Annotated in this window: 18 protein-coding genes and 1 tRNA gene; 11 read left to right on the top strand and 8 right to left on the bottom strand. The window is 47.9% G+C overall.

The genetic code is table 11. The annotated features are described in order from the left end of the window. From QUA80_RS16380 to QUA80_RS16355, 6 genes are all read left to right on the top strand, one after another. On the top strand, nucleotides 1-302 hold a 302-nt coding region (locus QUA80_RS16380; RefSeq protein ID WP_333426171.1), incomplete at its 5' end, for a tetratricopeptide repeat protein. Between the two features lie 138 nt (nucleotides 303-440). Further along, a complete protein-coding gene (locus QUA80_RS16375) occupies nucleotides 441-1745 on the top strand; it encodes a TldD/PmbA family protein (RefSeq protein WP_333426169.1) in 1305 nt (434 codons plus the stop codon). 241 nt (nucleotides 1746-1986) lie between these two features. Beyond that, a complete protein-coding gene (locus QUA80_RS16370; RefSeq protein WP_333426167.1) occupies nucleotides 1987-2811 on the top strand; it encodes a DUF3153 domain-containing protein in 825 nt (274 codons plus the stop codon). Nucleotides 2812-3010: 199 nt separating this feature from the next. Beyond that, nucleotides 3011-3400: a LapA family protein gene (locus tag QUA80_RS16365; RefSeq protein ID WP_333426165.1), complete on the top strand. Its 390-nt coding sequence runs from the start codon at nucleotides 3011-3013 to the stop codon at nucleotides 3398-3400. A gap of 73 nt (nucleotides 3401-3473) precedes the next feature. Next, nucleotides 3474-4289, top strand: a complete 816-nt coding sequence (locus QUA80_RS16360; RefSeq protein ID WP_333426163.1) for a segregation/condensation protein A — start codon at nucleotides 3474-3476, stop codon at nucleotides 4287-4289. A 317-nt stretch (nucleotides 4290-4606) separates the two neighbouring features. Beyond that, nucleotides 4607-5770 (top strand): NDP-sugar synthase, encoded by a 1164-nt coding sequence (locus QUA80_RS16355; RefSeq protein WP_333426162.1) that lies wholly within the window; start codon nucleotides 4607-4609, stop codon nucleotides 5768-5770. Between the two features lie 44 nt (nucleotides 5771-5814). On the opposite strand, the gene speA is transcribed toward QUA80_RS16355, so the two are convergent. From speA to QUA80_RS16340, 3 genes are all read right to left on the bottom strand, one after another. After that, nucleotides 5815-7824, bottom strand: a complete 2010-nt coding sequence (gene speA / locus QUA80_RS16350) for a biosynthetic arginine decarboxylase (RefSeq protein WP_333426160.1) — start codon at nucleotides 7822-7824, stop codon at nucleotides 5815-5817. Nucleotides 7825-8494: 670 nt separating this feature from the next. Continuing rightward, entirely contained in the window at nucleotides 8495-9646 is a 1152-nt protein-coding gene (locus tag QUA80_RS16345) for a helix-turn-helix domain-containing protein (RefSeq protein ID WP_333426158.1), read from the bottom strand. Between the two features lie 179 nt (nucleotides 9647-9825). Continuing rightward, entirely contained in the window at nucleotides 9826-10416 is a 591-nt protein-coding gene (locus QUA80_RS16340; RefSeq protein ID WP_333244486.1) for a DUF3611 family protein, read from the bottom strand. 167 nt (nucleotides 10417-10583) lie between these two features. Here QUA80_RS16340 and QUA80_RS16335 point away from each other — a divergent pair, with 167 nt between their 5' ends. From QUA80_RS16335 to QUA80_RS16325, 3 genes are all read left to right on the top strand, one after another. Next, nucleotides 10584-10754: a hypothetical protein gene (locus QUA80_RS16335; RefSeq protein WP_172186391.1), complete on the top strand. Its 171-nt coding sequence runs from the start codon at nucleotides 10584-10586 to the stop codon at nucleotides 10752-10754. A 354-nt stretch (nucleotides 10755-11108) separates the two neighbouring features. Further along, on the top strand, nucleotides 11109-11402 hold the full coding sequence (locus QUA80_RS16330; RefSeq protein ID WP_333070263.1) for a hypothetical protein: 294 nt from the start codon (nucleotides 11109-11111) through the stop codon (nucleotides 11400-11402). A gap of 110 nt (nucleotides 11403-11512) precedes the next feature. Continuing rightward, nucleotides 11513-11941 (top strand): heavy metal-responsive transcriptional regulator, encoded by a 429-nt coding sequence (locus QUA80_RS16325; RefSeq protein ID WP_333244489.1) that lies wholly within the window; start codon nucleotides 11513-11515, stop codon nucleotides 11939-11941. Between the two features lie 406 nt (nucleotides 11942-12347). Here QUA80_RS16325 and QUA80_RS16320 read toward each other — a convergent pair whose 3' ends face one another. From QUA80_RS16320 to murA, 5 genes are all read right to left on the bottom strand, one after another. Next, nucleotides 12348-13271 (bottom strand): fused MFS/spermidine synthase, encoded by a 924-nt coding sequence (locus QUA80_RS16320; RefSeq protein ID WP_333426156.1) that lies wholly within the window; start codon nucleotides 13269-13271, stop codon nucleotides 12348-12350. Nucleotides 13272-13409: 138 nt separating this feature from the next. After that, on the bottom strand, nucleotides 13410-14285 hold the full coding sequence (locus QUA80_RS16315) for a DMT family transporter (RefSeq protein ID WP_333426154.1): 876 nt from the start codon (nucleotides 14283-14285) through the stop codon (nucleotides 13410-13412). Between the two features lie 147 nt (nucleotides 14286-14432). After that, nucleotides 14433-14514 (bottom strand) — tRNA-Leu (locus tag QUA80_RS16310). Further along, a complete protein-coding gene (locus tag QUA80_RS16305; RefSeq protein WP_333426189.1) occupies nucleotides 14493-15359 on the bottom strand; it encodes a M48 family metallopeptidase in 867 nt (288 codons plus the stop codon). Before QUA80_RS16305 ends, QUA80_RS16310 begins: the two co-directional genes overlap by 22 nt. Nucleotides 15360-15548: 189 nt before the next feature. Beyond that, nucleotides 15549-16967, bottom strand: a complete 1419-nt coding sequence (murA, locus tag QUA80_RS16300; RefSeq protein ID WP_333426152.1) for a UDP-N-acetylglucosamine 1-carboxyvinyltransferase — start codon at nucleotides 16965-16967, stop codon at nucleotides 15549-15551. A 365-nt stretch (nucleotides 16968-17332) separates the two neighbouring features. Here murA and smc point away from each other — a divergent pair, with 365 nt between their 5' ends. Together smc and QUA80_RS16290 are read left to right on the top strand one after the other, a co-directional pair. Beyond that, entirely contained in the window at nucleotides 17333-21136 is a 3804-nt protein-coding gene (gene smc, locus QUA80_RS16295) for a chromosome segregation protein SMC (RefSeq protein WP_333426150.1), read from the top strand. A 234-nt stretch (nucleotides 21137-21370) separates the two neighbouring features. Then, nucleotides 21371-22390, top strand: coding sequence for a PRC-barrel domain-containing protein (locus QUA80_RS16290; protein WP_333426148.1), 1020 nt, complete (start codon nucleotides 21371-21373; stop codon nucleotides 22388-22390). The last annotated feature ends 69 nt before the right edge of the window (nucleotides 22391-22459 follow it).

The raw sequence follows: 22459 nt of genomic DNA, 5'->3' as shown, positions 1-22459 counted from the left end.
TTCAAGGGAAAGCTGCTACTTTGCACCAACTAGCAGGAATCTATGCAAATCTTGGGGAAGTAGAACAGGCGATCGCATTTTATCAACAATCTCTCGAACTTGAGGAAAAAATTGGCGATGTTCAAGGGAAAGCTGCTACTTTCGCAATGTTAGGAAAGTTGTTAGCAGATGAGAAGGGAGATTTTGACCAAGCTTTGAATTATTTACAGCAATCTTTGGACATTTTACAGCATTTGCGATCTCCTGACGCGCAGACAGTGAAGGAAATTATTGCTGCGGTTCAGCAAATGGCTGGGGATTGATGGATGCACTCTGACTTAAGAAACCGGGTTTTTCGCAGTTTTTCGGTGGTGTATCGATGTTTCTGGAAAAAACCCGGTTTCTGGCCACACCCAAAATCGCTAAAATAAAAAAAAGACCAAACCAGAAAGGCGATTATTGTGAGCGATTCCACCATAGAACAGATATTGAAATTGGCTTCTGGGCGCGCCGATGCTGCTGAAGTATACTACCTGTCGAGTCAAGACACCCCCATCGAATTTGAAAACAATCGCCTCAAATCCCTGCAAACCAAAGCACTGCAAGGCGTAGCACTCCGGCTGATTTACAAAGGCAAAATCGGTTTTGCCAGTTCCACTGATTTAACGCGGATAGACGATTTAGTAGATGCAGCGATTCAAACAGCCGAAATCGGCGACCCCGCAGAATTTGAACTCGCCTCCAACTTCCACCTCAAAGGCCCGGAAACCACCTACACTCCGCCCACAACTCAAGAATTAGTAGAAAACGGCAAAAACCTGATCGAGCAAGTTCACGCCTACAATCCCGATATTATGGTAGATGTCGGCTTCCACGTCCGCAGCGGCCGCGTGAAAATTGCCACGACGCAAGACGTGTATGCCGAAAGAAGCAGCCAAATAGTCAGCGGATCGATCGCGGGAAATTTGGTACAGGGAGAAGATTTTATGCAAGCATACAGTTACGACGTAGCGCGCGATCGTCCCCTAGACACCGACAGCATCCTCGAATCACTCCTCGAAAAATACCGCCTCGCCGAACATTCAGCCACCATCAGCAGCGGTTCCTACCCAGTATTATTTACCCCCAGAGCCGCAGCTAGCACCCTCGGCAGCCTGTTTGATACCATCCTTTCAGGTCAAGCAGTAGTTCAAAAAGCCTCTCCCCTAGCCGACAAAATCGGCGAAACCTTATTTGACGAACGCTTTACCTTTTTTGAAGACCCCAGTTTAGGCCCTTCTGCTTGTCCCTTTGACGACGAAGGTACACCCACCACCCGCAAAGTCTTGATAGACAAAGGTACTGTCACCGGATTTTATTGGGATCGCAGGTGGGCCGCTCGCGCCGGTGTACAATCAACCGGCAACGGTTTTCGCGGCGGATTGTCTCGCCCAGGCCCTGATTTGACTAACTTTTGCATTTCCCCAGGAAATACCGCCACTCAAGACTTGATTGCTAGCATGGACGAAGGTCTAATAGTAGAGCAGGTTTTAGGTGCCGGTCAGTCCAATCAGTTAGCTGGCGAATTTTCTGTAAATTTGGACTTAGGCTATAAAGTAGAAAAAGGTAAAATAGTCGGCCGCGTCAAGAATACAATGGTGGCAGGCAGCATTTTTGAAGCCTTTAAAAATTTGGCAGATTTGAGCAGCGAAGCCGAATGGGTAGGCGGTGCGGCATATTTGCCGAGTATACTGTTTCAACAGTTGGGTGTAGCTTCGAGGCAATAAGTTCAGTGAGGTTAATTCCAGGTGACGCTGATAATATAGCTAGAAAAATCTTAGCACTCACGTCAAAAAAACCCGGTTTCTGCCACAAAGCATCTGTGAAATCGCCATTTTGCAGCCCAGAAACCGGGTTTTTGGTAAGCGGTTCGTAAGTCCAGACCTGCTAAACAAACATAGAAACAGTGCCGGGAATTTAACGCTTTGCTAATTCATCCAAATAGGAAAAAACAGGGAAAAAGGTACAATGAAAGAGCAAAATGTCAAGGATGGAACTCGAAAGAAGAAAAAGCACTTTTTCTTTCTTTTACCTTTGGTTTTTTGCCTTTTAACTCTAGTGACTGGATGCGTTCAGTACGATGTCGGGGTTAACTTTGAGAGTCAAACTCGCGGCGAAATCGTGCAGCACATTAAACTGGGGGAAAGGTTGACGAGCTTCAGCAGCGAAACTGTTGCAGAATGGTTGAAAAGCGTAGAACGCCGGGTGAGGTTGCTGGACGGAAAAACTAAACGGCTTTCGCCCACAGAAGTTCTAGTGAGGATTCCTTTCAATAATGGAGCCGAGTTGGAAGACAAATTTAACCAATTTTACAATCCGATCGCACCAACCGCAAAATCTCGGGTCGCAAGTCCGCTAGAAACCGATTTGCCGAAGTTTGAATCTCACTTGAATGTCAAGCAGAATAATTTGTTATTGGTGCTGCGAAATCGGTTGAGTTTGGAATTGGATTTGCGCTCTCTTTCTCTGCTTTCTTCTAACGGCAGTTTGCTTCTGAGTCCGGGGGGACTGTTGGAGCTAGAGTTTAGCTTGAACACGCCTTGGGGTGCCCAAAATATTGAAACTGTCGCCGGTGCGCTCGTTCCCGAAAGCTATCAGCAGGGAAAGCAGTTAGTTTGGAAACTAAAACCCGGGGAAGTTAACTATTTGGAGGCGATATTCTGGATTCCCAGTCCCGTAGGCATTGGGGCGCTGATTATTGCCTTATTTGTGACTGCGGGCATTGCTTTGAAATATCAAATATTGCCGGCACTCTTAATCGGCAAGAAACCGCAAAACATCAGTCAAACCTAAAGAGAATATGTCCTGGCGAGGCGGGTTAACCAATCTCTTCAATCAACTCTCAGATATCCCATAAACCCGCCCATCCCCGGATATTATGGTTAATTGAGCAGATTTGATCTTATCAAAAAAACTCGCTCATCTGTCTAAAAACAGTTGACAAAAAGTAAACTATTTGCTTCACCGGAATAGAGAATTAGGAACAGAGAAAATGCGATCGCTAAATTTCTTCTTCATCTTTGTGATTTGCTTGGCTCTAGTATTGTTCAGCATCGAAAATACAGAGCCCGTCGCGATTCAAGTTATCAAAGGCGTCCAAGTTAAAGCTCCGCTGTGCGTAGAACTAATTATGGCGGCAGGATTAGGGGCAATACTAGCGTGGCTGTTCAGTCTGTGGTCGAGAATGCAGCGAACGCTCGCTTCCCGCCAAGAGATCCGCCAAGCTCGCGAAAAACAGCAGCGGATTCAGGAATTAGAACAAGATATAGAACGCTATAAAGCCGAAGTAGAAGGCAAACAACCTTTGTTAGAAAGTGCAGAACCGATAAGTTTAGAAATAGCAGCCATTGAGGGTACAACTGCTGAAATCACCGCCAATTAACTTGATATGCTCTCTCGTTTTCGGAGAGGGAAAATCTAAAATCTAAAATCTAAAATCTAAAATCTAAAATCTAATGGCCGTTTCCCGAGACCAAAATGGCTTAGAAACGATTTCCGAGGGGATCGCAATTTTAATTGACCTAGCAGAACGGGGAGAAATCGATCCTTGGGACGTTAAGGTAATTGAAGTGTTCGATCGATGTTTGAGCAAGCTTACGAACGCCTGCGATACCGATGCGAGTAAGGATTTCTCCGATTTGTCCCACTCGGGCCAAGCGTTTTTGTACGCTTCAATGCTGGTTTTGCTCAAAGCAGAAAGTATCGTCCTCTCAGAATCCCCCGCGAATCCCGACGAGGCCGACGAGGAGGCACTCGAAGACGCAGAGCACTCAGGCGGGCGACAATTACCGCAGCATTTGGAGCGGCAATTGCGCCGTCGCGGTGTAGCTCAATTACCGCAAAAACGCCCGGTGACTCTCCCAGAACTGATCGAGCAGTTGCAGCTAATGAAAGCAGCAATGGAGCAGACAGTTGCCCCCCGCCGCCGCCCTACCTCAAAAATGCGATCGCAAGCCGCCCAGGCTATCTTTGAGCTAGCTCACCAAGAAAATTTGGTGGAAACTGCTAGTCAACTGGAGCGGTTTCTGGCAGAACGGGGCCAGGAAATTGACGAGGGTTGGCTCGACTTGGACAAATTGCTGGAACTCTGGCATCATAACGATTTGCACTCCCCTCTTCACCCAGAACTCCCGGTATCGACTGGAGAAGTTGACTTGCCACATCATGACCGCGTGGGTATTTTTTGGGCTTTGTTGCTGCTGTCTGCTCAGTCTAAAGTAGAGTTGCTTCAAGAGGAGTTTTATCAAGACCTCAAAATCCGGGCGCTTTGAGCTTGCAGGGTATAGGTTCTCCGGCGAAACTAATAGCTGTGCCGCTGCGTCGGTTAAGATTCCAGGCAGAACCTCGCTCGCCGACATTGCGCGGCACAGTCCTGAATCGAGAGAGCGGGAGTGCGGAGTTCTTCCTGATTCCCGATTCCTGGTTTCTTAAATCCAGGTAAATTGGGAATAAATGATTGATAGCCTGGTACGATGTCGCCTATAAACAGGTCATGATTTTGCTGTGATCGATCGATCGATTCGAGCGCAACCGCTAGCATCTAATTGTTCAGTTGATATCAATTAACAGAGGGTTGAGGAAGTTAATAATGAAAGCGATGATTCTGGCGGCCGGTAAAGGCACTCGCGTCCGTCCCATTACTCAGACAATACCCAAACCGATGATTCCTATCCTGCAAAAGCCAGTGATGGAGTTTTTGGTTGAATTGCTCCGCCAGCACGGGTTTGACCAGATTATGGTCAATGTTTCCCACCTGGCAGACGTGATTGAAAACTACTTCCGCGACGGTCAAAAGTTTGGGGTACAAATTGCCTATTCTTTTGAAGGGCGAATTGAGGAGGGAGAACTGATAGGAGAGGCTCTCGGTTCGGCTGGTGGCATGAAACGAATTCAGGACTTCTCGCCGTTTTTTGACGATACTTTTGTGGTGCTGTGCGGCGACGCTTTGATTGACTTGGACTTGACTGCTGCTGTGAAGTGGCACCGGGAAAAAGGGGCGATCGCTACTATTGTTATGAAATCGGTTCCCCGCGTGGAGGTTCCCAGTTACGGAGTGGTGGTAACAGACGAGTCTGGCAAAATTAAAGATTTCCAAGAAAAACCTTCTGTAGAGGAAGCTCTGAGTACCGACATTAACACTGGTATTTATATTTTTGAACCGGAAATATTCAAATACATCCCTTCGGGCCAGGAATACGATATCGGTTCGCAGTTATTTCCCAAGCTAGTAGCAGAAGGCGCGCCTTTTTACGGGATTACCATGGACTTTGAGTGGGTGGATATAGGCAAAGTTCCTGACTATTGGCGGGCAATTCAGAGCGTGCTGCTGGGACAAGTTAAAAATGTTTCGATTCCGGGAATTGAAGTGCGCCCCGGCGTTTACGCTGGTTTAAATGTAGCTGTGAACTGGGATAAAGTTGATATTACCGGGCCTGTTTACATTGGCGGGATGACGATCATTGAGGATGGAGCAAAAATTATCGGCCCGACAATGATCGGCCCGAATTGTTGGGTGTGCAGCGGGGCGACTGTGGAAAACAGCGTGATTTTTGAGTATTCCCGTTTGGGCCCGGAGGTGCGGTTGGTTGATAAACTTGTATTCGGGCGTTACTGCGTTGATAAAACCGGGGCGGCGATCGATTTGCAAGCGGCTGCTCTCGATTGGCTGATTACTGACGCTCGCCAAGTTTTACCGACTCAGCAGGGAGAAGAGCGGCGGGCGATCGCAGAAATTCTAGGTAATCCTGAATAATTGCTAATTGCTCAAAGTAAGGTGCGCAGTGCGCACCCTACATTTCACGACTGAAGATAAGTATACTGGGTGAGACTCCGCTCGTAATTTTGCAGCAAAAGTTGGGCTTCGGAAAGAGTAATTTTATTTTGCTGCAAAGCTGCTTCTGTCTGACGGCGGATGCTTTCAATCAAACTTTCTGAATCGTACTGTACGTAGCTGAGGACTTCTTTCATAGTGTCCCCTTTCACAACGTGTTCGATATGATAGCCAGAAGGCGTTAGCTGGATGTGAACTGCATTTGCATCCCCGAATAAGTTGTGGAGGTTGCCCATAATTTCTTGATAAGCACCTCCCAAAAATAGCGCCAAGTAATAAGGTTCTCCGGGTTTGATAGTATGCAGCTCCAAAACCGACTTGACATCTCGCAAATCGATGAATTGGTCGATTTTGCCGTCGCTGTCGCAGGTGAGATCGGCTAAAATACCCCGCTGAGTCGGTTCTTCGTCGAGTCGGTTAATTGGCATAATTGGGAACAATTGGTTAATTGCCCAACTGTCCGGTACAGACTGGAAAACAGATAAGTTGATGTAATAAATGGACGCCATCACCTTTTCTAAGTCTTCCAAATCCTCCGATACATATTGTTTTTGCCGTGCGATCGCCTGTATTTTATCGCAGCAAGCCCAGTACAACTGTTCGGTTTTAGCCCGTTCCGCAATTCCCAAATAGCCTAAGTTAAATAAACTGACTGCTTCTTCCTTGAATTGGATAGCATCGTGATAAACTTCTTGGTAATTTTCGGGAGTGATAGATTGGTAAATTTCGTAGAGATTACGAGGAATTTGGTGCGCATTTTCATCTACTGGTTCGGGTATTTCTCTGGGGACATCGCTAGTACCGAGTACGTCAAAAACTAACACTGATTGGTGAGAAGCGATCGCCCGCCCGCTTTCGCTAATGATAATTGGTACCGGGATTTTGCGCTCGTCGCAGGCATCTTTCACTCCGGCTACTACGTCGTTAGCGTAGTTTTGCATATTGTAGTTTTTGGAAGCGTGAAAGTTTGTTTTAGAGCCGTCGTAGTCAACGCCGAGCCCGCCGCCTACGTCCAAGTAGTTCATATTAGCTCCCAATTTAGCTAATTCTACATAAATGTGGCTGGCTTCTCGAATGGCATCTTTGATGACGCTAATTGAGGAAATTTGAGACCCGATGTGGAAGTGCAGTAACTGCAAACATTCGAGCATTCCAGCTTTTTCGAGTTCGCCGACTGCGCGGATAATTTCAGGAATTGTCAAGCCAAATTTTGCCCGATCGCCCGTGGAACCTCCCCAACGGCCAACGCCTTTGGTAGTGAGTTTTGCTCGCACTCCCAAAATCGGTTTAATTCCTAATGCTTTGCTCGCAGCGATTGCCAGTTCTACTTCCTCAATTTGCTCCAGCACAATTACGGAAGTTTGTCCCAGCCGCTGCGCCAAAATAGCAGTTTCGATGTATTGACGGTCTTTGTAACCGTTGCAAATTAACAAAGCGCCTGGGGTTTTTAAGGTCGCCAAAGCTATCATTAATTCCGGTTTAGAGCCGGCTTCCAGTCCGAAGTGATGGGGTTGCCCAAAACGCACTAAATCTTGAATTAATTGTCTGTGCTGGTTGCATTTAACAGGAAAGACACCGCGATAGACATTTTTGTAATTGTAGCGAGCGATCGCTCTGGCAAAACACGAATTTAAGCGCTCGATCCGGTCTTCCAAAATATCAGAAAATCGAATCAGCAGGGGCAAAGCCAAATTTCGCTGTTTGAGGGATTCTACCAGTTCGCACAAATCGAGGGAACCGCCGCGATCGCCCTTGGGAGACACTGTAACGTGACCGGCAGCATTGATCGAAAAATAGGGTTCGCCCCAACCTTGAATTCGGTACAGTTTCTCGCTATCTTCTATTGTCCAAGATTTTTGTGGCAGTTGAGCCGCCGTTACCAAAGCACTGTCTGGTGCCACCAAACTCGTGACTGTCGGCGGCTGAGTCGATAGCGGATCGATATCGGAGAAAGCAGCGGTGGCTGGGGAACTCATCTTATCGGAAACCTCTTTTAGGACTGGTCAAATAGATAGTTTATCGCACATATCGGGTTTCCTGATGCAGTTGAAAATTCACTTTCGGTACAATGCCCGGCGATTGCTCGCCCGGAAGCAGTCCTGGGGCAGGCCCAGTCTCAGAAACCCCATTTCCGATCTCACCTGCATGCGGATACTTGCTTGAACACAGGAGTCGTGGAGAGCAATCACGGTTTAGATTTTAGTTCAAGCCCCCACCTTCATCCATCTGTGGAGTCACTTCTTTAATCTAAAATCTACAGTCTTGGACGCAGATTTGCCTTGCTCAACCCAGTTCACGATAAAAATCTCGGATTTAGTAACGAGAAATATACGAAGAAACCGGGTTTTTAACTCGCTCTGTGCTGTGGAGTCAATTCTTTAATCTTTAATTGTTAATCGACCGACACCATGAAGCTTCTCTGAATTAATTACCTGAAGAAACGGGGTTTCTGCGCCGTGACTCCCAACTTCGATCGCCTTTCAAATTAGCTGTTGAATTACACAGGCAGTCCAGCACGCACTCCTTACTTAAAGAAACCGGGTTTTTAACTTTGAGCGAGGACTTAAGGAAGTATTTTCGCCCATCAAACCCGGTTTCTGCGTCCAGTACCCAAAGGAATCCGCCGTTAAATCACCGTGACAGACTCTAACCAAAAATCACCTCCGGCGGGGCCATGTCAGCCCCCACAATCATTCCCCCGTGACTGCTAGACTTCTTCAGACCGGGTTTAGGCGTCGGGGCCGGGCTTTTTTGAGCCGGTGCAACTGAGGCTGGCGGTGTCACCTGCGTTGGAGGTACTGCCTGGGCTCCGGGGACTACGGGTTGCTGCGACAGCCAACCCAAACCCCCTACAGCCCCAGCCATCAAAGCGGTGTAGCCGATGTACAAATGCACCGGACGCATTTGAAAGCCTTCCGCCGACTCGGAATCGGAAACAGATAAATACGAGCTGGGAATTGGGCTAGGAGCTGGTTTGGGCAAAGCATTCGCCATCGCGGTGCCGTCTAGTCCCAAGGTGTCGCCCAGCCTGCGGATAAAACCTCTAACGTAAATATCTTGGGGCAGTTTCTCGATTTCCCCATTTTCGATCGATTCGATGTGGTGCAGCGGCACAAGAGTTTGACTGTGGAGTTGTTGGAGGGATAGGGATCGAATTTGCCGTCCCTTGCGCAATTCTCTACCCAACTCCCGCAGGCACTCTTCTCGCTGTTGAACAGCTATTGCTGCTGCTTCTTCCTTGGTGAGTTTTTTCGGCTTCTTGGGAAAACCGAACCCTAGGAAGGATTTTCCGGGGACGGTGACAGTTGCAAGTGCAGCCGACTCGAGTTTAATTTCGTCTTGGGGCGCTTGTTTGCTGTGTTCAGAAGTGTTAGTGTCTCGATCGACAATTTCAGTGTCGGACTCGGTTTGGGGCGGCGCTTCCAAAGTAGCGCTGCGCCAATAGAAGACAGGAACAGCTACTGGCGGTTCCAATTCTCTAAATTCTGTCACCGTCTCAAGGGCGGGACTTACAGCAGCAAAACTCTCTTGGGCGACTTGTATTTCCGTTTTGTTTGGTTTGGGAAATCGGTCAAATGCGAGCTTGACGGCTTCTCTGCTAACTGCTCTAATTAAAATTTCGGCAGCGGAGGCTGCTTCGCCCAACATGGTTTGTAAGCTAGCTAGAGCCTGGCTATAGGTATCGCTACAGAGCAGTTCAGCTTCTATTTGACCGAGGACAGAACGACAACTGTCTTGAGAAATTTCAATAGTTGCGTGATCTGTCACCCCAAAATAAGCCTCGGGTTTCAGTGCCATGATATTTAAGTTGTCTTGCTAGAAGGTATCTGAGTAGGTTCTTCGACAGCTTGGCAGTGATTCCGGATATCGGCTGGCAGAGAGCGGCAGAGTGAGGGAGATGGGGGAGAGTGGGAGAGTGGGAGAGTCGCAATTGCTGATTCGCGATTCTCACTTACCGATTCCCACTTACAGATTGTCTATTGCTTGTGGATGCGATCGAGCAAAAAAAGAGCCCCGAAAATCCCGACAAAATGGGCAACAGTGGCGTGAGTATTGGCGAGTACCACAAATATGTCTAGGGGCTGAATAAATCGGCCCAAATCAACTGCGGCACCGAACAAGGCTTGCGGCTGAGCTAGAGATTTGGCTAAAAGCGTGCCGCTGATGGCTTCTGCGCCGATCAGCGTCAGCAGCATTCCTGACAAGTTGCTCATCAGTGACAGCCGCACCTCTTTGATGGTGTCTGCTTTTTTGGGGCGGACAGCGTTAGCGGGCGATCGCAGTTGTCTCGACAAGCGAGTGAAGCGGAAAGAGCGATATACGCTGTAAGCGAGTACGGCCAGCCCGCAAATGGCAAAAAATACCCCCCCGCCGGTGCCGGCACTGTTTGAACCCGCAGCGGTGGTAGTGCTGGGGATGGCGAAGGGGATGGCAAAGAGCAAAATGATCCCCGCTACCACCGCTAGCACCAACTGTACCCAGAAGCAAACCCAGCCTGTTGTACGAAGGGCAAAGGCAACTCGCTGTACGGCGACAGGAAGCTTATCGTTATCTAACTGATTAGTCATATTTTGAGCGGGTATAATTAATTGGCATTAGTTGGCAGCAGTTTTTTCTCTTCGGGGACGCTTGACGGCGGTTAACCCTCTTTATAATAGAAGTAGCAATGTTTAAGAATTGTAACTAACATTGGATTTCACATTTGAATAGCGTCGATCGCCAGGTACTCAAAGCAATGACACAACTACAACCCACCGTCACTCCCAAACTGGAACAGCCAAAGTTTGGCTTCAACAGCTACGCGGAACGCCTTAACGGTCGAGCCGCGATGATCGGTTTTTCTCTAACTTTAATTATCGAGTATGTCACAGGCCAGGGCTTGCTGTCCTGGTTAGGTCTCAACTAATTTTAGCAATGGCGCGGTCAGCCTTACACTTTGTCTTGACTCTTCGGGCAGCGGGTGTGACTTCTGCTGACCGCGACAAATTCGGGAATTGATTAAAATATTAATTAGAAACAAGCCCAGCGACTTCTCTGTCGAGAGAGATCGGTTCCCGAATGCAATAGCTGGCTTTTGGAGGTATATATGGGGTGGAATTTTGATTTGACAAGCTTGGCAATTTTGCCTCGCTCCCGTACAATTCCCCACAGGCGAGAAGATTAATGTAGGTGAAGCTAGTCTTTGAGCTAGAAATCCCGATCGTTCCGCCAACTCTAAGTTTTAGAGATTGTAAATAAATATAGAACAGAGTAAAACCAAATGAATGCTTCGTGGACGCGACTTTTGAGGTCAGCTTACCGTAGAGAGCCAATTACCAGCTTTGTTGTGACAGTGGGCGTTGTCGATGCAGCCATCGGCAGCATCGGTGCGAGCGGCTCTTTATTGGCTTTTGGGCTGGGTACCGCTGGGGTGGCGATGGCTCTCCGCTGGTGGCAAATTTACCGCTCTGGAGCCGAACAACCCGCACCTGCTCCCGAATACTATCTTCCTCCTCAGTCTTCGAGACCTCAGTTGCCCGTGCTTAACGTGTCTAAAAAAAATCCTCCTTATTAAGGTTACGCGGCAATGGCGACTGGGCGAGGTGACGATCGACTCGCTGCATCTGAGGCACCAAAAGATATGGCAAGAAAGTCTTTCGATCGTCGATCTTTAATGCTTGGTTTATGAATATTTCTGTTGCCGAGAAACTGTACAAAATTGGCTCCGTAGCTGCCTGTAGCGGTTTGTCGGTGAAAACTGTTCGCTACTATGAGGAGATGGGCTTGCTGTCTCCTGCGGTGGAGCGCTCGCCCGCTGGTTATCGGTTGTTCGGGGAAGCGGTATTCAACAGGTTAGCGTTTATTAAACGCTCTCAGGCTCTGGGTTTGAGCCTTCAGGAGATTAAGGATATTTTACAAGTTCGCGATCGGGGAGAGTTGCCTTGCTTTGAAGCGAAACAGCATCTAACGGCTAAGGTAGAGGAAATTTCGGTGCAAATTGCAGCCTTAGAAACTTTGAAGGGGGAGTTGCAAGGCATTCTCAACTGCTGGCAAGAGCAACCCTCGCAGGCGAGCATTACTAGCACTATTTGTCCGAACATTCAGCGGGATTGAGCAGCAGCCGAAAGATACAAAAAAAGGGAAGGAATTATCGGTTTCCTTCCCTTGATGATTTTGTTGGTGGTTTTGTCGATCGTGTTGAGCTTTTAACTGTTTTCGCAGAGTTTGCTGTTGCTTTTTGAGCTGTCTAGCTCTTGCCGATCCGCCTTTGCCTTTGGAGTTTCTGCCCTCACTGCGGGGAGACTCCCAACTTTTTAGTCTCATGTTTTTAACTTTTTGCACTACCTATATACTACACCGAGGTAATTTCACTGTCAAGTATTTTTGAGACAGATGTTGCCTACTATCAACTGTTTACAGATTTGGATTTGCTACAGGCATAGCGATGGTGCGCCCATAAGTACCCTACAAATAGAGTTTTTTCTGTAATGAAATCAACAGCCCTAATTGTGTATGTTTATCAGTCCAAATAACCTGGCGGTATTTCAGCATCTGTAAAAATTGGCAGGGTTTCCCAATTTTTCAACCATTCCGGCAATTGGGCTAATTTTTTTAGCTGAAGCGACATTTCTATTAAGGAAAATCCTAAATTGTGGAAATCTTGAATAAGTTCTGCTTTCAAGAATATTTCATTTTGAGATAAATCGGGAGCATTAGTCGCAATCACAATGCTGTTACCTGTTTCTAAATTGCATATATAAACTTGTGCGAACACAGTTTGAATTGTTTTCACCGCCGCTGCGTTAAACTCTTGTTTGTGGAACAGGTTGACAACTAAAGCACCTGCCCTTGACAAATGAGTTTTGCACAGTTGGTAAAATTCTTGTGTCACCAATCTATAGGGCATATAGCCGCTGCCAAAGCCAGCATCCACAATAATTATATCATTTTTTACTGTTGGATTTTGTTGGGCAAGATACTCGCGCCCGTCTTGAATCGCTACTTTTAGCCTCTCGTCGAATTGAATGCCAAAAAATTTGCGAGCAACTTCGACTACTGTGGGGTAAATCTCTGTACATTCGATTATCGACTCAGCAAAATAGTGGTGAAAAAATCTGGGGATGCTGCCGCCGCCAAATCCGATTATATAGATTTTTTTGGGCTGATTTTTCCATACTAATGCTAGCATCATTGCTCGGCAATATGGAAAAAGGAAATTTAGTGGATTGTTGAGATCGAGGAGCGATTGAGCTACATTTGTGATTAAAGTTTCTCGGTCTGCTAAAAGCAGTAATAGCACTGAATTTATTTTTTTTATTGCTATGCAGTTGTCGCCGGAATATTCTTGAAATATGATGCCGTCTGGCTGTTGGTGAACCCAAGTAATTTGTTTTTTTATAGCTGCTAAATTGCTAGTTTGTCGCTCGCTTTTATAATCAGTCATACATTTGATATTTGAGATTTGAGATTTGAGATTGGGGAATCACTGATGACTATCATGGTTGGAAGCAGACCTACAGTTTCATTGTTTTTGGGAACAGGTATCAAATCTAAACTTTTAAATTTCAAGTCTCACATCTAATTACTTCAAACCCAATAATAAGGCGATTCCACCGATCGCGCCAACTACCCCCAAAACAGCCCGAATGCTCACTTTTTCGCCCGCCAGCACCGCTAAAGGCAGTATAAACAGGGGACTGGTAGAAATGAGTGCTTGAGCGATTGCTGCGGGTGCATATTTCAGCGAAATCTGTTGCAGGAAAATTCCGAGATAGGTTCCTAAAAAAGCTGCTAGAATTATTGCACCTAATAGTTTTGGCGCTTTTAATTGTTTGAAACTGTCAAGGTTTGTTGGTTTCAAAAAGCATAGCATGACTGCCATGCCGCCGCTCAAACGCAAAGCCGCTGTCCACAGGGGATCGATATCTATTTGAGTGAAGGCTGCGCGGGATAAAATAGCTCCAGCGGCGTTGACTGTTTGTCCTAATAAACTAATCCATAATCCCTGCCAAAGATGTTTTGATGGTACGATTGTTTCGGATGTTTGTTCTGCAATTACCCACGCTACGCCGCCGATAGTTAAAAGAATGCCAGTACAAGCAACGGGCGATAAGTTTTCTTGCAAAAATATTAAGCCCAATAAAGCTGTTAAAGGGGGAGATAGGGTTTCTAAAAGCAGCGTTCGCCTCGCGCCTAAATATTTTAATACGATAAAGAAAGTGGTGTCCCCGATGCCAATTCCTAGCCCGCCGCTGATGAGCAGCACTGCTAAAATATTAGGGTTGATTGCGGGTAAGGGTTTGCCTAAAATTAGTACAGTAGCCAGGAGCATGAAAAGGGCGATCGCACCTTTGAGCAAGTTTAGCACCACTGCGGGGATTTGCTGTCCCACTCGCTGCCAGATTGTGGAAGATAGAGCCCAGACAAATGCTGCGCCTAAAGCGGCGATTTCACCCATAAAATCTGTTGACGGTTAACGGTTGACTGTTGACGGTTAACGGTTGTTACCAATGCCCAATTCCCCATACCCGATTCCCCATGCCATATAAATTAGGGTTCCAGATTTATCATCTGGAACCCTAGATTTATTAAGCTTTTTTAGCAGTGGGCGGGGAGAGAATCGAACTCTCATACCTTTCGGTGTCAGATTTTGAGTCTGATGCGTCTACCAGTTTCGCCACCCGCCCTTTTTCGTTTCACCATCATAACACACCGATCGATTTTGCACAAGAGATTCATAATCTTTTGAACTTGCCCAGCGATCGATCTCTCTGGCGCGCAATACTGGTACAGGATGGGACAACTGAGCCGTATGAGCTTGTTTGAGCATTTCTCCCAGTTGAGTGCTGCTGAGGTCGTCGTAGGCCCGGGCCTGCGCCAAAAACGCATCGACATTCAGTTTGGCAGCTAAAGTCGGCGAACCTCCGGCCAGTTTCATCAACAGCGATGCTACCACTTTTGGGTCTTGAGTAGCGAGCAAGGCGGCGCGATCGCACGTAAATTCGGCACACCGCAACCATTCCAACATTTGCGCCTGCAAACCCTGCGCGATTACGGTTCCCAAAGGCGAAATTTGGCCTGCGGCCAACACAATTAAATTAGCCAGAGTCAGGTAAACTCCGTGCTCGCACTTCAAATGCCCCAACTCGTGAGCAATTACTGCCTTAACTTCCTCGTCTGTGAGCAAATCAATCAGAGAAGTGTGCATCACCACAAAAGGCTGTTTTCCCCGCATCGCAAAGGTGTAAGCATTCGGCATCGGATGCTGGCGGACATAAAGCTGTGGCGGTTCCAAATCAAGAGTTTTGCAGGCATCCAACAGCAATTGATGCAGGTGGGGCAATTGATTTTCGCCGACTTGGACGCTGGAAGCCAGATTTTCCAGCATGAAAAACTGTTCGCCCAGTTGTCCGAGCAACTGCCGCACCATCAAATCTAGGCCGGGCAGTTGTTTGAGCGTGTTGGTGGCTTCCAAGTCTAGCGGGTGGCGAAACTGGTCTGCTTTCAAACCGATGAGCGGTATGTTCGACATTTTAATCCTGGTCATTAGTCAATAATCACTGGTCGTCAGTCATTGGTCATTGGGAAGTGGGAATTATCAATTGGCAATTGAAAAAGGTTGAATTATTTTTCTCTCTTCTTCCTTCTTTTTACCCGATCGCGAAGTCGAAGGGCTTTTTTCCTTCTTCCTAATAACTAATGACTGCTGACTAATGACTAATTAACAGTTTAAACCCGATCGCACGGGATTGACAGGAGCCTCAGCAATCGCCGGGTCTGTACCCTCTTTGACGCGCCGCAACTTCGCTCCCAATTTTTGCAGTTTCACCTCTAACTGCTCGTAGCCGCGGTCTAAGTGCTGCAAGCTGCTGATGGTGGTGACACCATCGGCTGCAAGTCCTGCTAGCACTAACGCCGCTGAAGCCCGCAAATCTGTAGCCACTACCGGCGCACCCGACAGCCGAGACACTCCGCGCACAATCGCTACATTGCCTTTAAGGCGAATGTCAGCGCCCATGCGGTTGAGCTCTGCTACGTGGCGCAAGCGATTCTCAAACACGGTTTCTTTGATCAAGCTGTCGCCTTCGCTCAGTGTCAGCAAAGCCATAAACTGAGCTTGCATATCTGTGGGGAAACCTGGATAAGGCAGAGTTTCGATGTCGGTGGCCGAGTGAGTTTGGCCGGGAACTATCCGCAAAGTGTCGGGGGATTCTGCAATTATTTTCGCCCCAATTGTCTTCAATTTGGCAATGACTGCGGTCAGGTGGTCGGGAATTACCGGCGACAAACTGATTTCGGAGTGAGTGATGGCTCCTGCTACTAAAAATGTTCCGGCTTCAATGCGATCGGGAATAATTGAATAGTCTACCGCGTGCAGCTTGGGAACTCCCGAAATGACGATCGTATTAGTGCCGGCGCCTTGAATTTTTGCTCCCATTGCGCTGCAGAAATTCGCCAAGTCTGCGACTTCCGGTTCTTGAGCCGCATTTTCAATCACGGTTTCTCCTTCAGCCAGAGTCGCCGCCATCATCAAAGTTTCAGTTGCGCCGACGCTGGGGTAGTCCAAATAAATTTTGGCTCCTTTCAGGCGGCGGTTGGGCCCTTTGACGTAAGCGTGAACGGTGCCGTGGTCGATGTGGACTTCGGCACCGAGGGCTTGCAGACCGCGAACGTGGAGTTCCACGGGTCGGGCACCGATGGCGCACCCACCGGGCAATGGCACTTTGGCAAATCCCAAACGCGCTAGCAGCGGGCCGATGATGAAGAAGCTCGCCCGCAGTTGGCTGACTAATTCGTAGGGGGCTTGAGCGTCTATGAGGTTGCTGGCGTTGATGTCTAAAACGTCGCCGTGCTGCTGTAATTTGACTCCTACAGCCGAGAGAATTTGCCCCATGCGGGCGACATCGACTAGACCGGGAACGTTGCGGAGACGGCAATCCTCTGGGCATAGCAGGGCTCCTGCCATGACGACTAAGGCCGAGTTTTTGGCGCCGCTGATTTTGACGTGTCCTTTAAGGGGCTGGCGACCCCAAATTTGCAATACTTGTTGGTCGCTTTCAGGTGAAGCTGGCAGGTTAGATGAGTTCTGAGCTGGTGTAATGGGTTTGCCCTCCATAATTTGCTTCGTTACTTTATACATTATTAATTTTGGTTCGATTTTACCGGAAAGTTTTTATATGTCTAGGGGTAACATGAAGAACTTTCGATCTTATATTTGCTGAAATTGACTAGGGACAAGGCTTTCATGGTTAATCGCACAAATAGTGCCGATCGAGTCTCATGAAGTTATCTGTATCAAAATTTACGTTCATTTGTAGCGGTCGCTCGGATTGCAGGTATTGTACCTTTGTCAACTAACTTTTTAAGTAAAAGCCGGCTGGGTTGTTGACAAAGGTGTAAGATATCGGTTCGATCGACCATGCCGGAAAGTTTACACATTGTCGATCGCCCCATTGCCTGTGCTACCCTGTGACAACAACCTAGAGCCAAAGCTACTCCTAGCATATGGTTCACATTAAACGGATCGAACTGACTAACTTTAAATCTTTTGGGGGCACGACGGCCATTCCCGTGCTGCCCGGTTTTACCGTGGTTTCCGGGCCCAACGGTTCTGGGAAGTCCAACATCCTCGATGCTTTGCTGTTTTGTCTCGGACTTTCGAGTTCTAAGGGAATGCGGGCCGAACGTTTGCCGGATTTGGTGAACAGCGCCCAAAACAAACGCGGTACGATCGAAGCTAGCGTGACTGCGACTTTTGCGCTGGAAGATGTGGGGGAGGAATGGTTCGCCCGGGATGAAGATGAGGAGGAAAATGCAGCAGATGAGTTATCTGTTGAAGCAGAGGAAGTCGCAGGGATAGAAATTGCCGAAACTCAAGACAACAACGGCAAATCATCTCCTGTCAATCGAAAATCAACAATCGAAAATGGAAAATCGGAAGACTTATCTGTTGAAGATGTAGAAGAAATTGAAATCGCCGAAAATCAAGACAATAACGGACAACTACTCGCTACCAATCGAAAATCGAAAATCGAAAATCGAAAATCGGATGAGTGGAGTGTGACGCGCAAACTTCGGGTAACTCGCCAAGGTACTTACACTTCAACTTATTACATTAACGGTCAACCTTGCACCCTGACTCAACTTCACGAACAACTCAACCGCTTGCGAATTTATCCCGAAGGCTATAACGTCGTCCTGCAAGGAGACGTTACCAGCATTATTTCGATGAATTCTAAGGAACGCAGAGAAATCATTGACGAATTGGCTGGGGTCGCTCAGTTCGATCGCAAAATCTCTTTAGCTAGGCAGAAATTGGATGAAGTTAAGGAGGTGGAAGAACGCAGCCGAATTGTAGAAAAAGAGCTGATTTCTCAGCGCGATAGACTTGCTGCCGATCGCACGAAAGCGGAAAAATATCAAAAATTGCGGGCGGAATTTCAAGAAAAGTCGCAGTGGGAAATTGTCCTAAAATTCCGCCAGTTGCAAAAGCAAGAATGGAAGCTGCGAGAACAAATCGAAACGGGCGATCGCACTTCGGCATCTCTCACCGAACAACTGCAAGCAATTAGCACCCAAATTCAAGAAGCAACCGCCGAACTTGACGCGCTGAATGCCCGCGTTAAAGCTTTGGGAGAGTCGGAACTGTTGGCTTTGCAAGCGACGATTGCCACTCAGGAAGCGGAACGGCGGCAACTGCAAAACCGCAAACAGGATTTGGAAAAAACTGCTGGGCAAATCGCGGCTAACATAGCACAAACCGAGTCAGAAGTTCGGCAATTTAAGCAAAGTTTGGAGCAAATTGAGATTGAAATATCTTATGTTAAGTCTCAGCAGGGGAGTTTTCAGGAACAGCGGGACGCAGCCCAGCAAAGTTTAGATGAAAGTCGGGAAGTGGCAAATGCGATCGCCTCGACGGCCGAAGCTTGGGTACAGCAGCAAACGGAACTGCACCGCCAAATCGAAACAATTCAACAAACTTTGGAACCGCAGCGTACAGAACAAGCTACTATCGGAGAAAGAGCCGATCGCCTGCAAAGTCAAATTCAAGAACAAAATCAATCGCTGCAAGTATTGGAACAGGAAATTGCAGCGAAAAAAGAGCAGCAATCTCGCCTTGTGGAAACCAAAGGCGCTGCATCTTTGCAAGTAGAATCGCTGAATCAAATTTTAGTGGAAGCCGAACAAGAATTGCAACTGCAACAAGAAACTCAAACTCGTTTGTTGGAAGAACAGCGGGAAAGACAGCGCAAATTAGACAAACTAGAAGTGCAGTTTCAAGCACTGCAAGAAGCGACGGGAACATTTACTGCAAAAATTGTCGCGCAAAGCGGAATTGGCGGAGTTTGCGGCTTGGTGGCTCAACTGGGCCGCGTAGAACCGCGCTATCAGTTGGCGCTGGAAATAGCGGCGGGCGGGCGCATGGGAAATATGGTGGTGGAAGATGACAGCGTGGCTGCTGCTGCGATCGAATTGTTGAAACAAAAACGGGCGGGAAGGATGACGTTTTTGCCTTTGAATAAGATTAGGGGCGGCAGGTATTCGGTGAATGAAAATTTGCGGCGCGCGGCTGGGTTTGTGGATGCGGCTGTTAATTTGATTGATTGCGATTCGCGGTATCAGGAAATTTTTGCTTACGTTTTTGGCAGTACGGTTGTGTTTAGCAACCTCGGCGACGCCCGCCGCTATTTGGGACAGTACCGGATTGTGACTTTGGACGGGGAAATTTTGGAAACTAGCGGGGCGATGACTGGGGGAAGTTCTACTAACAGATCTACCTTGCATTTTGGCACGGTTGAGGCTAGCGAGGCTGCTAGTGAAGCCCGGACGATCGCGTCTTTGCAAGAAAGGTTGGAGGAAATTGAGCGGATTTTGGAACGGTGCAAAATTGCGATCGACCGCGCGTCTGTTGCAGTCAAAAATCGCAGCCAAGAATTGATGGAAGCAAAACAGAACTTGCGCGAAAATCAGTTGCGCTTGGAACAGTTGGATTCAGAAATTAAGAATTTGCAAGCGCAACAGGAACAAGTGCGATCGCAAATTGCGAAAAACACGCAGGAATTAACTAATTCGCGATCGAGATTGCAGTTGCTGGAACGAGAATTGCCCGCACAGGAAACTCAATTGCAGCAGTACCGCCAAACTTTGGCGCAGTTGGAAGAGTCGAACAGTCACAGCGAATGGCAGCAAATGCAATCGAGTTTGCGCGCACAAGAAGCGCAACTGCAAGAGCGAGAATTGGCTCTGAGAAACGTCCAGCAGCGCCTTGTAGACTTGGAAAATCAGTTCGGGCGTTTGGAAGACAAAATTAAGGAAGGCAGCGAGAAATTGCAGGAATGGCAAGTGCAGCAAAACGCGGGGGCGGATGCGATCGATCGCATTGTTTCCCAGCAGTTAGAACTCGACGGACAAATTGCGGAAGCTAAGGTGGCTTTGGGGGAAATTGAGGAAAAATTGGGCGTGCAGAAGGGAGATCGCGATCGGGCGGAATCTCAACTGCGAGAACAGCATTTAGCCAAACAACAGTTACAGTGGCAGTTGCAAAAACTTAACGAAACTCAGCAAGAACGCCGGGAACAATTAGCCGCAGTCCGCACTCTATTGGAAACGCAGCGGGCGGAAATGCCCGACCCCGTGCCGTCGATTCCTGAAAATGTCGAGAAAGCCAATTTGACGGAATTGCAGCAGGAAGTAAAGGCGATCGCCAAACGCATTCAAGCTTTAGAACCTGTCAATATGCTAGCCTTGGAAGAGTACAACCGCACTCAAGAACGCCTTCAAGAATTGAGTCAAAAATTGACGACATTGGAAGGAGAACGCACTGAACTGCTGTTGAGAATTGAAAATTTTACCACACTCAGGCGGCGCGCTTTTAAGGAAGCTTTCGACGCGGTTAACGAGAACTTTCAGACTATCTTTGCGGAACTTTCCGAAGGCGATGGCTATCTCCAGCTAGATGACGAGGAAGACCCCTTCAGCAGCGGCTTGAATTTGGTCGCTCACCCAAAGGGCAAACCAGTACAGCGGCTGGCTTCCATGTCTGGAGGCGAAAAGTCGCTGACGGCGCTGAGTTTTATTTTTGCTCTGCAACGCTACCGCCCGTCTACGTTTTACGCTTTTGATGAAGTGGATATGTTTCTGGATGGGGCAAATGTGGAGCGATTAGCTAGAATGATAAAGCGACAGTCTGAACAAGCCCAGTTTATTGTTGTGAGTTTGCGGCGACCTATGATTCAATCGGCTGAGCGTACAATTGGTGTTACTCAAGCACGGGGAGCTTATACTCAAGTCATAGGACTGAAGTTGTAGTCCCGAAGTCTCTGTTGATGACCCTACCCAAAAACGGATACAAGCCGCCGACAACAGTCGTGGATAGATCAAAATTTTAGACCCTAGTTCCAGCTCCCACATTCCTCTGTGGAGTAAATCTAAAATCTAAAATCTAAAATCTAAAATCGACTGACTGAAGTTGTAGTCCCGGAGTCTCTGTTAACGCTCGTGTTGAGTGATATATGTACTTAATAAATCAGGATTAAAGTTACAATGACATCCGAACAAATTTGCCAACGCTCCGACCTTCTAGGCACTCAGGTCATCACCCGCGACAGAGGCAAACGCTTGGGGGTGGTTAGTCAATTATGGGTGGACATCGATCGGCGGGAAGTTGTGGCGCTCGGTCTGCGTGATAATATATTTGCGGTCGCTGGAATGCCGAGGTTTATGTTCCTCAGCAATGTCAGCGAAATCGGCGACGTGCTGTTGGTGGAAGATGAGAGCGCGATCGAAGATGATGTTGATGTTGAAGTCTACAGCATTTTGATTAACAGCGAAGTTATTACCGAAACAGGCGAACTTTTAGGTAGGGTGCGGGGCTTTAGGTTCGACCCCGAAGACGGTAAGTTAGTTTCTATAATTATCGCTTCCCTGGGAATCCCCCAAATCCCCGACCAAGTTCTCAGCACTTACGAGTTGGGGATTGAAGAAATTGTCAGCAGCGGCCCGAATCGCTTGATTGTGTTTGAAGGTTCCGAGGAAAGACTCAGGCAGCTTAGTGTGGGTTTGCTGGAGCGCGTCGGTTTGGGTCAAGCACCTTGGGAACGGGAAGAGGACGAGCAAGGTTATTATCCGAAACCCGTGGCTACGGGAAATCAATTGGGCCCGGGCGTGCGGATACCTGCACCGGAAATGCGCAGCAAGGTAGCGGCGCCTGCGGTTGAGGAAGTTCCTTGGGACGAGGACTCGCAGTGGAATCGGCCGCCGGTGCGACAGCAGCAGCAGATGCGCGCGGTGCAGCCTGAGCCGATCGACGATTACGAGGATTACGAAGAGGATAATTGGGGCGGCGAGGAGGACGATTATGAGGAGGAGTACGAAGAGAAGCCGCAGTACACTCGCTCTGAGAGTTCTCGCCCCAAGCAGCCGATCGTGCAGTACGAGTACGAGGATGATGTGGAGGCTGATGCTTGGGCTGACGATGAGGCGCCGAAGCCTTACCAGGCTCCTCGGGTGAATATCCCTGAGAAAAATAAGACTCCCGAGTACGAGGAGGAAGCGAATTATTAGGAATTAATCCATCGGTTGCCTGTAGGGGCGGGTTTTACAAACAATATTTGAGGTTCACAAACAATTTAG

It is taken from the genome of Microcoleus sp. F4-D5 (assembly GCF_036704885.1).
GTDB lineage: Bacteria > Cyanobacteriota > Cyanobacteriia > Cyanobacteriales > Microcoleaceae > Microcoleus.
The sequence above is the reverse complement of the archived record's forward strand: the minus strand, read 5'-3'. Positions and strand labels throughout refer to the sequence as shown.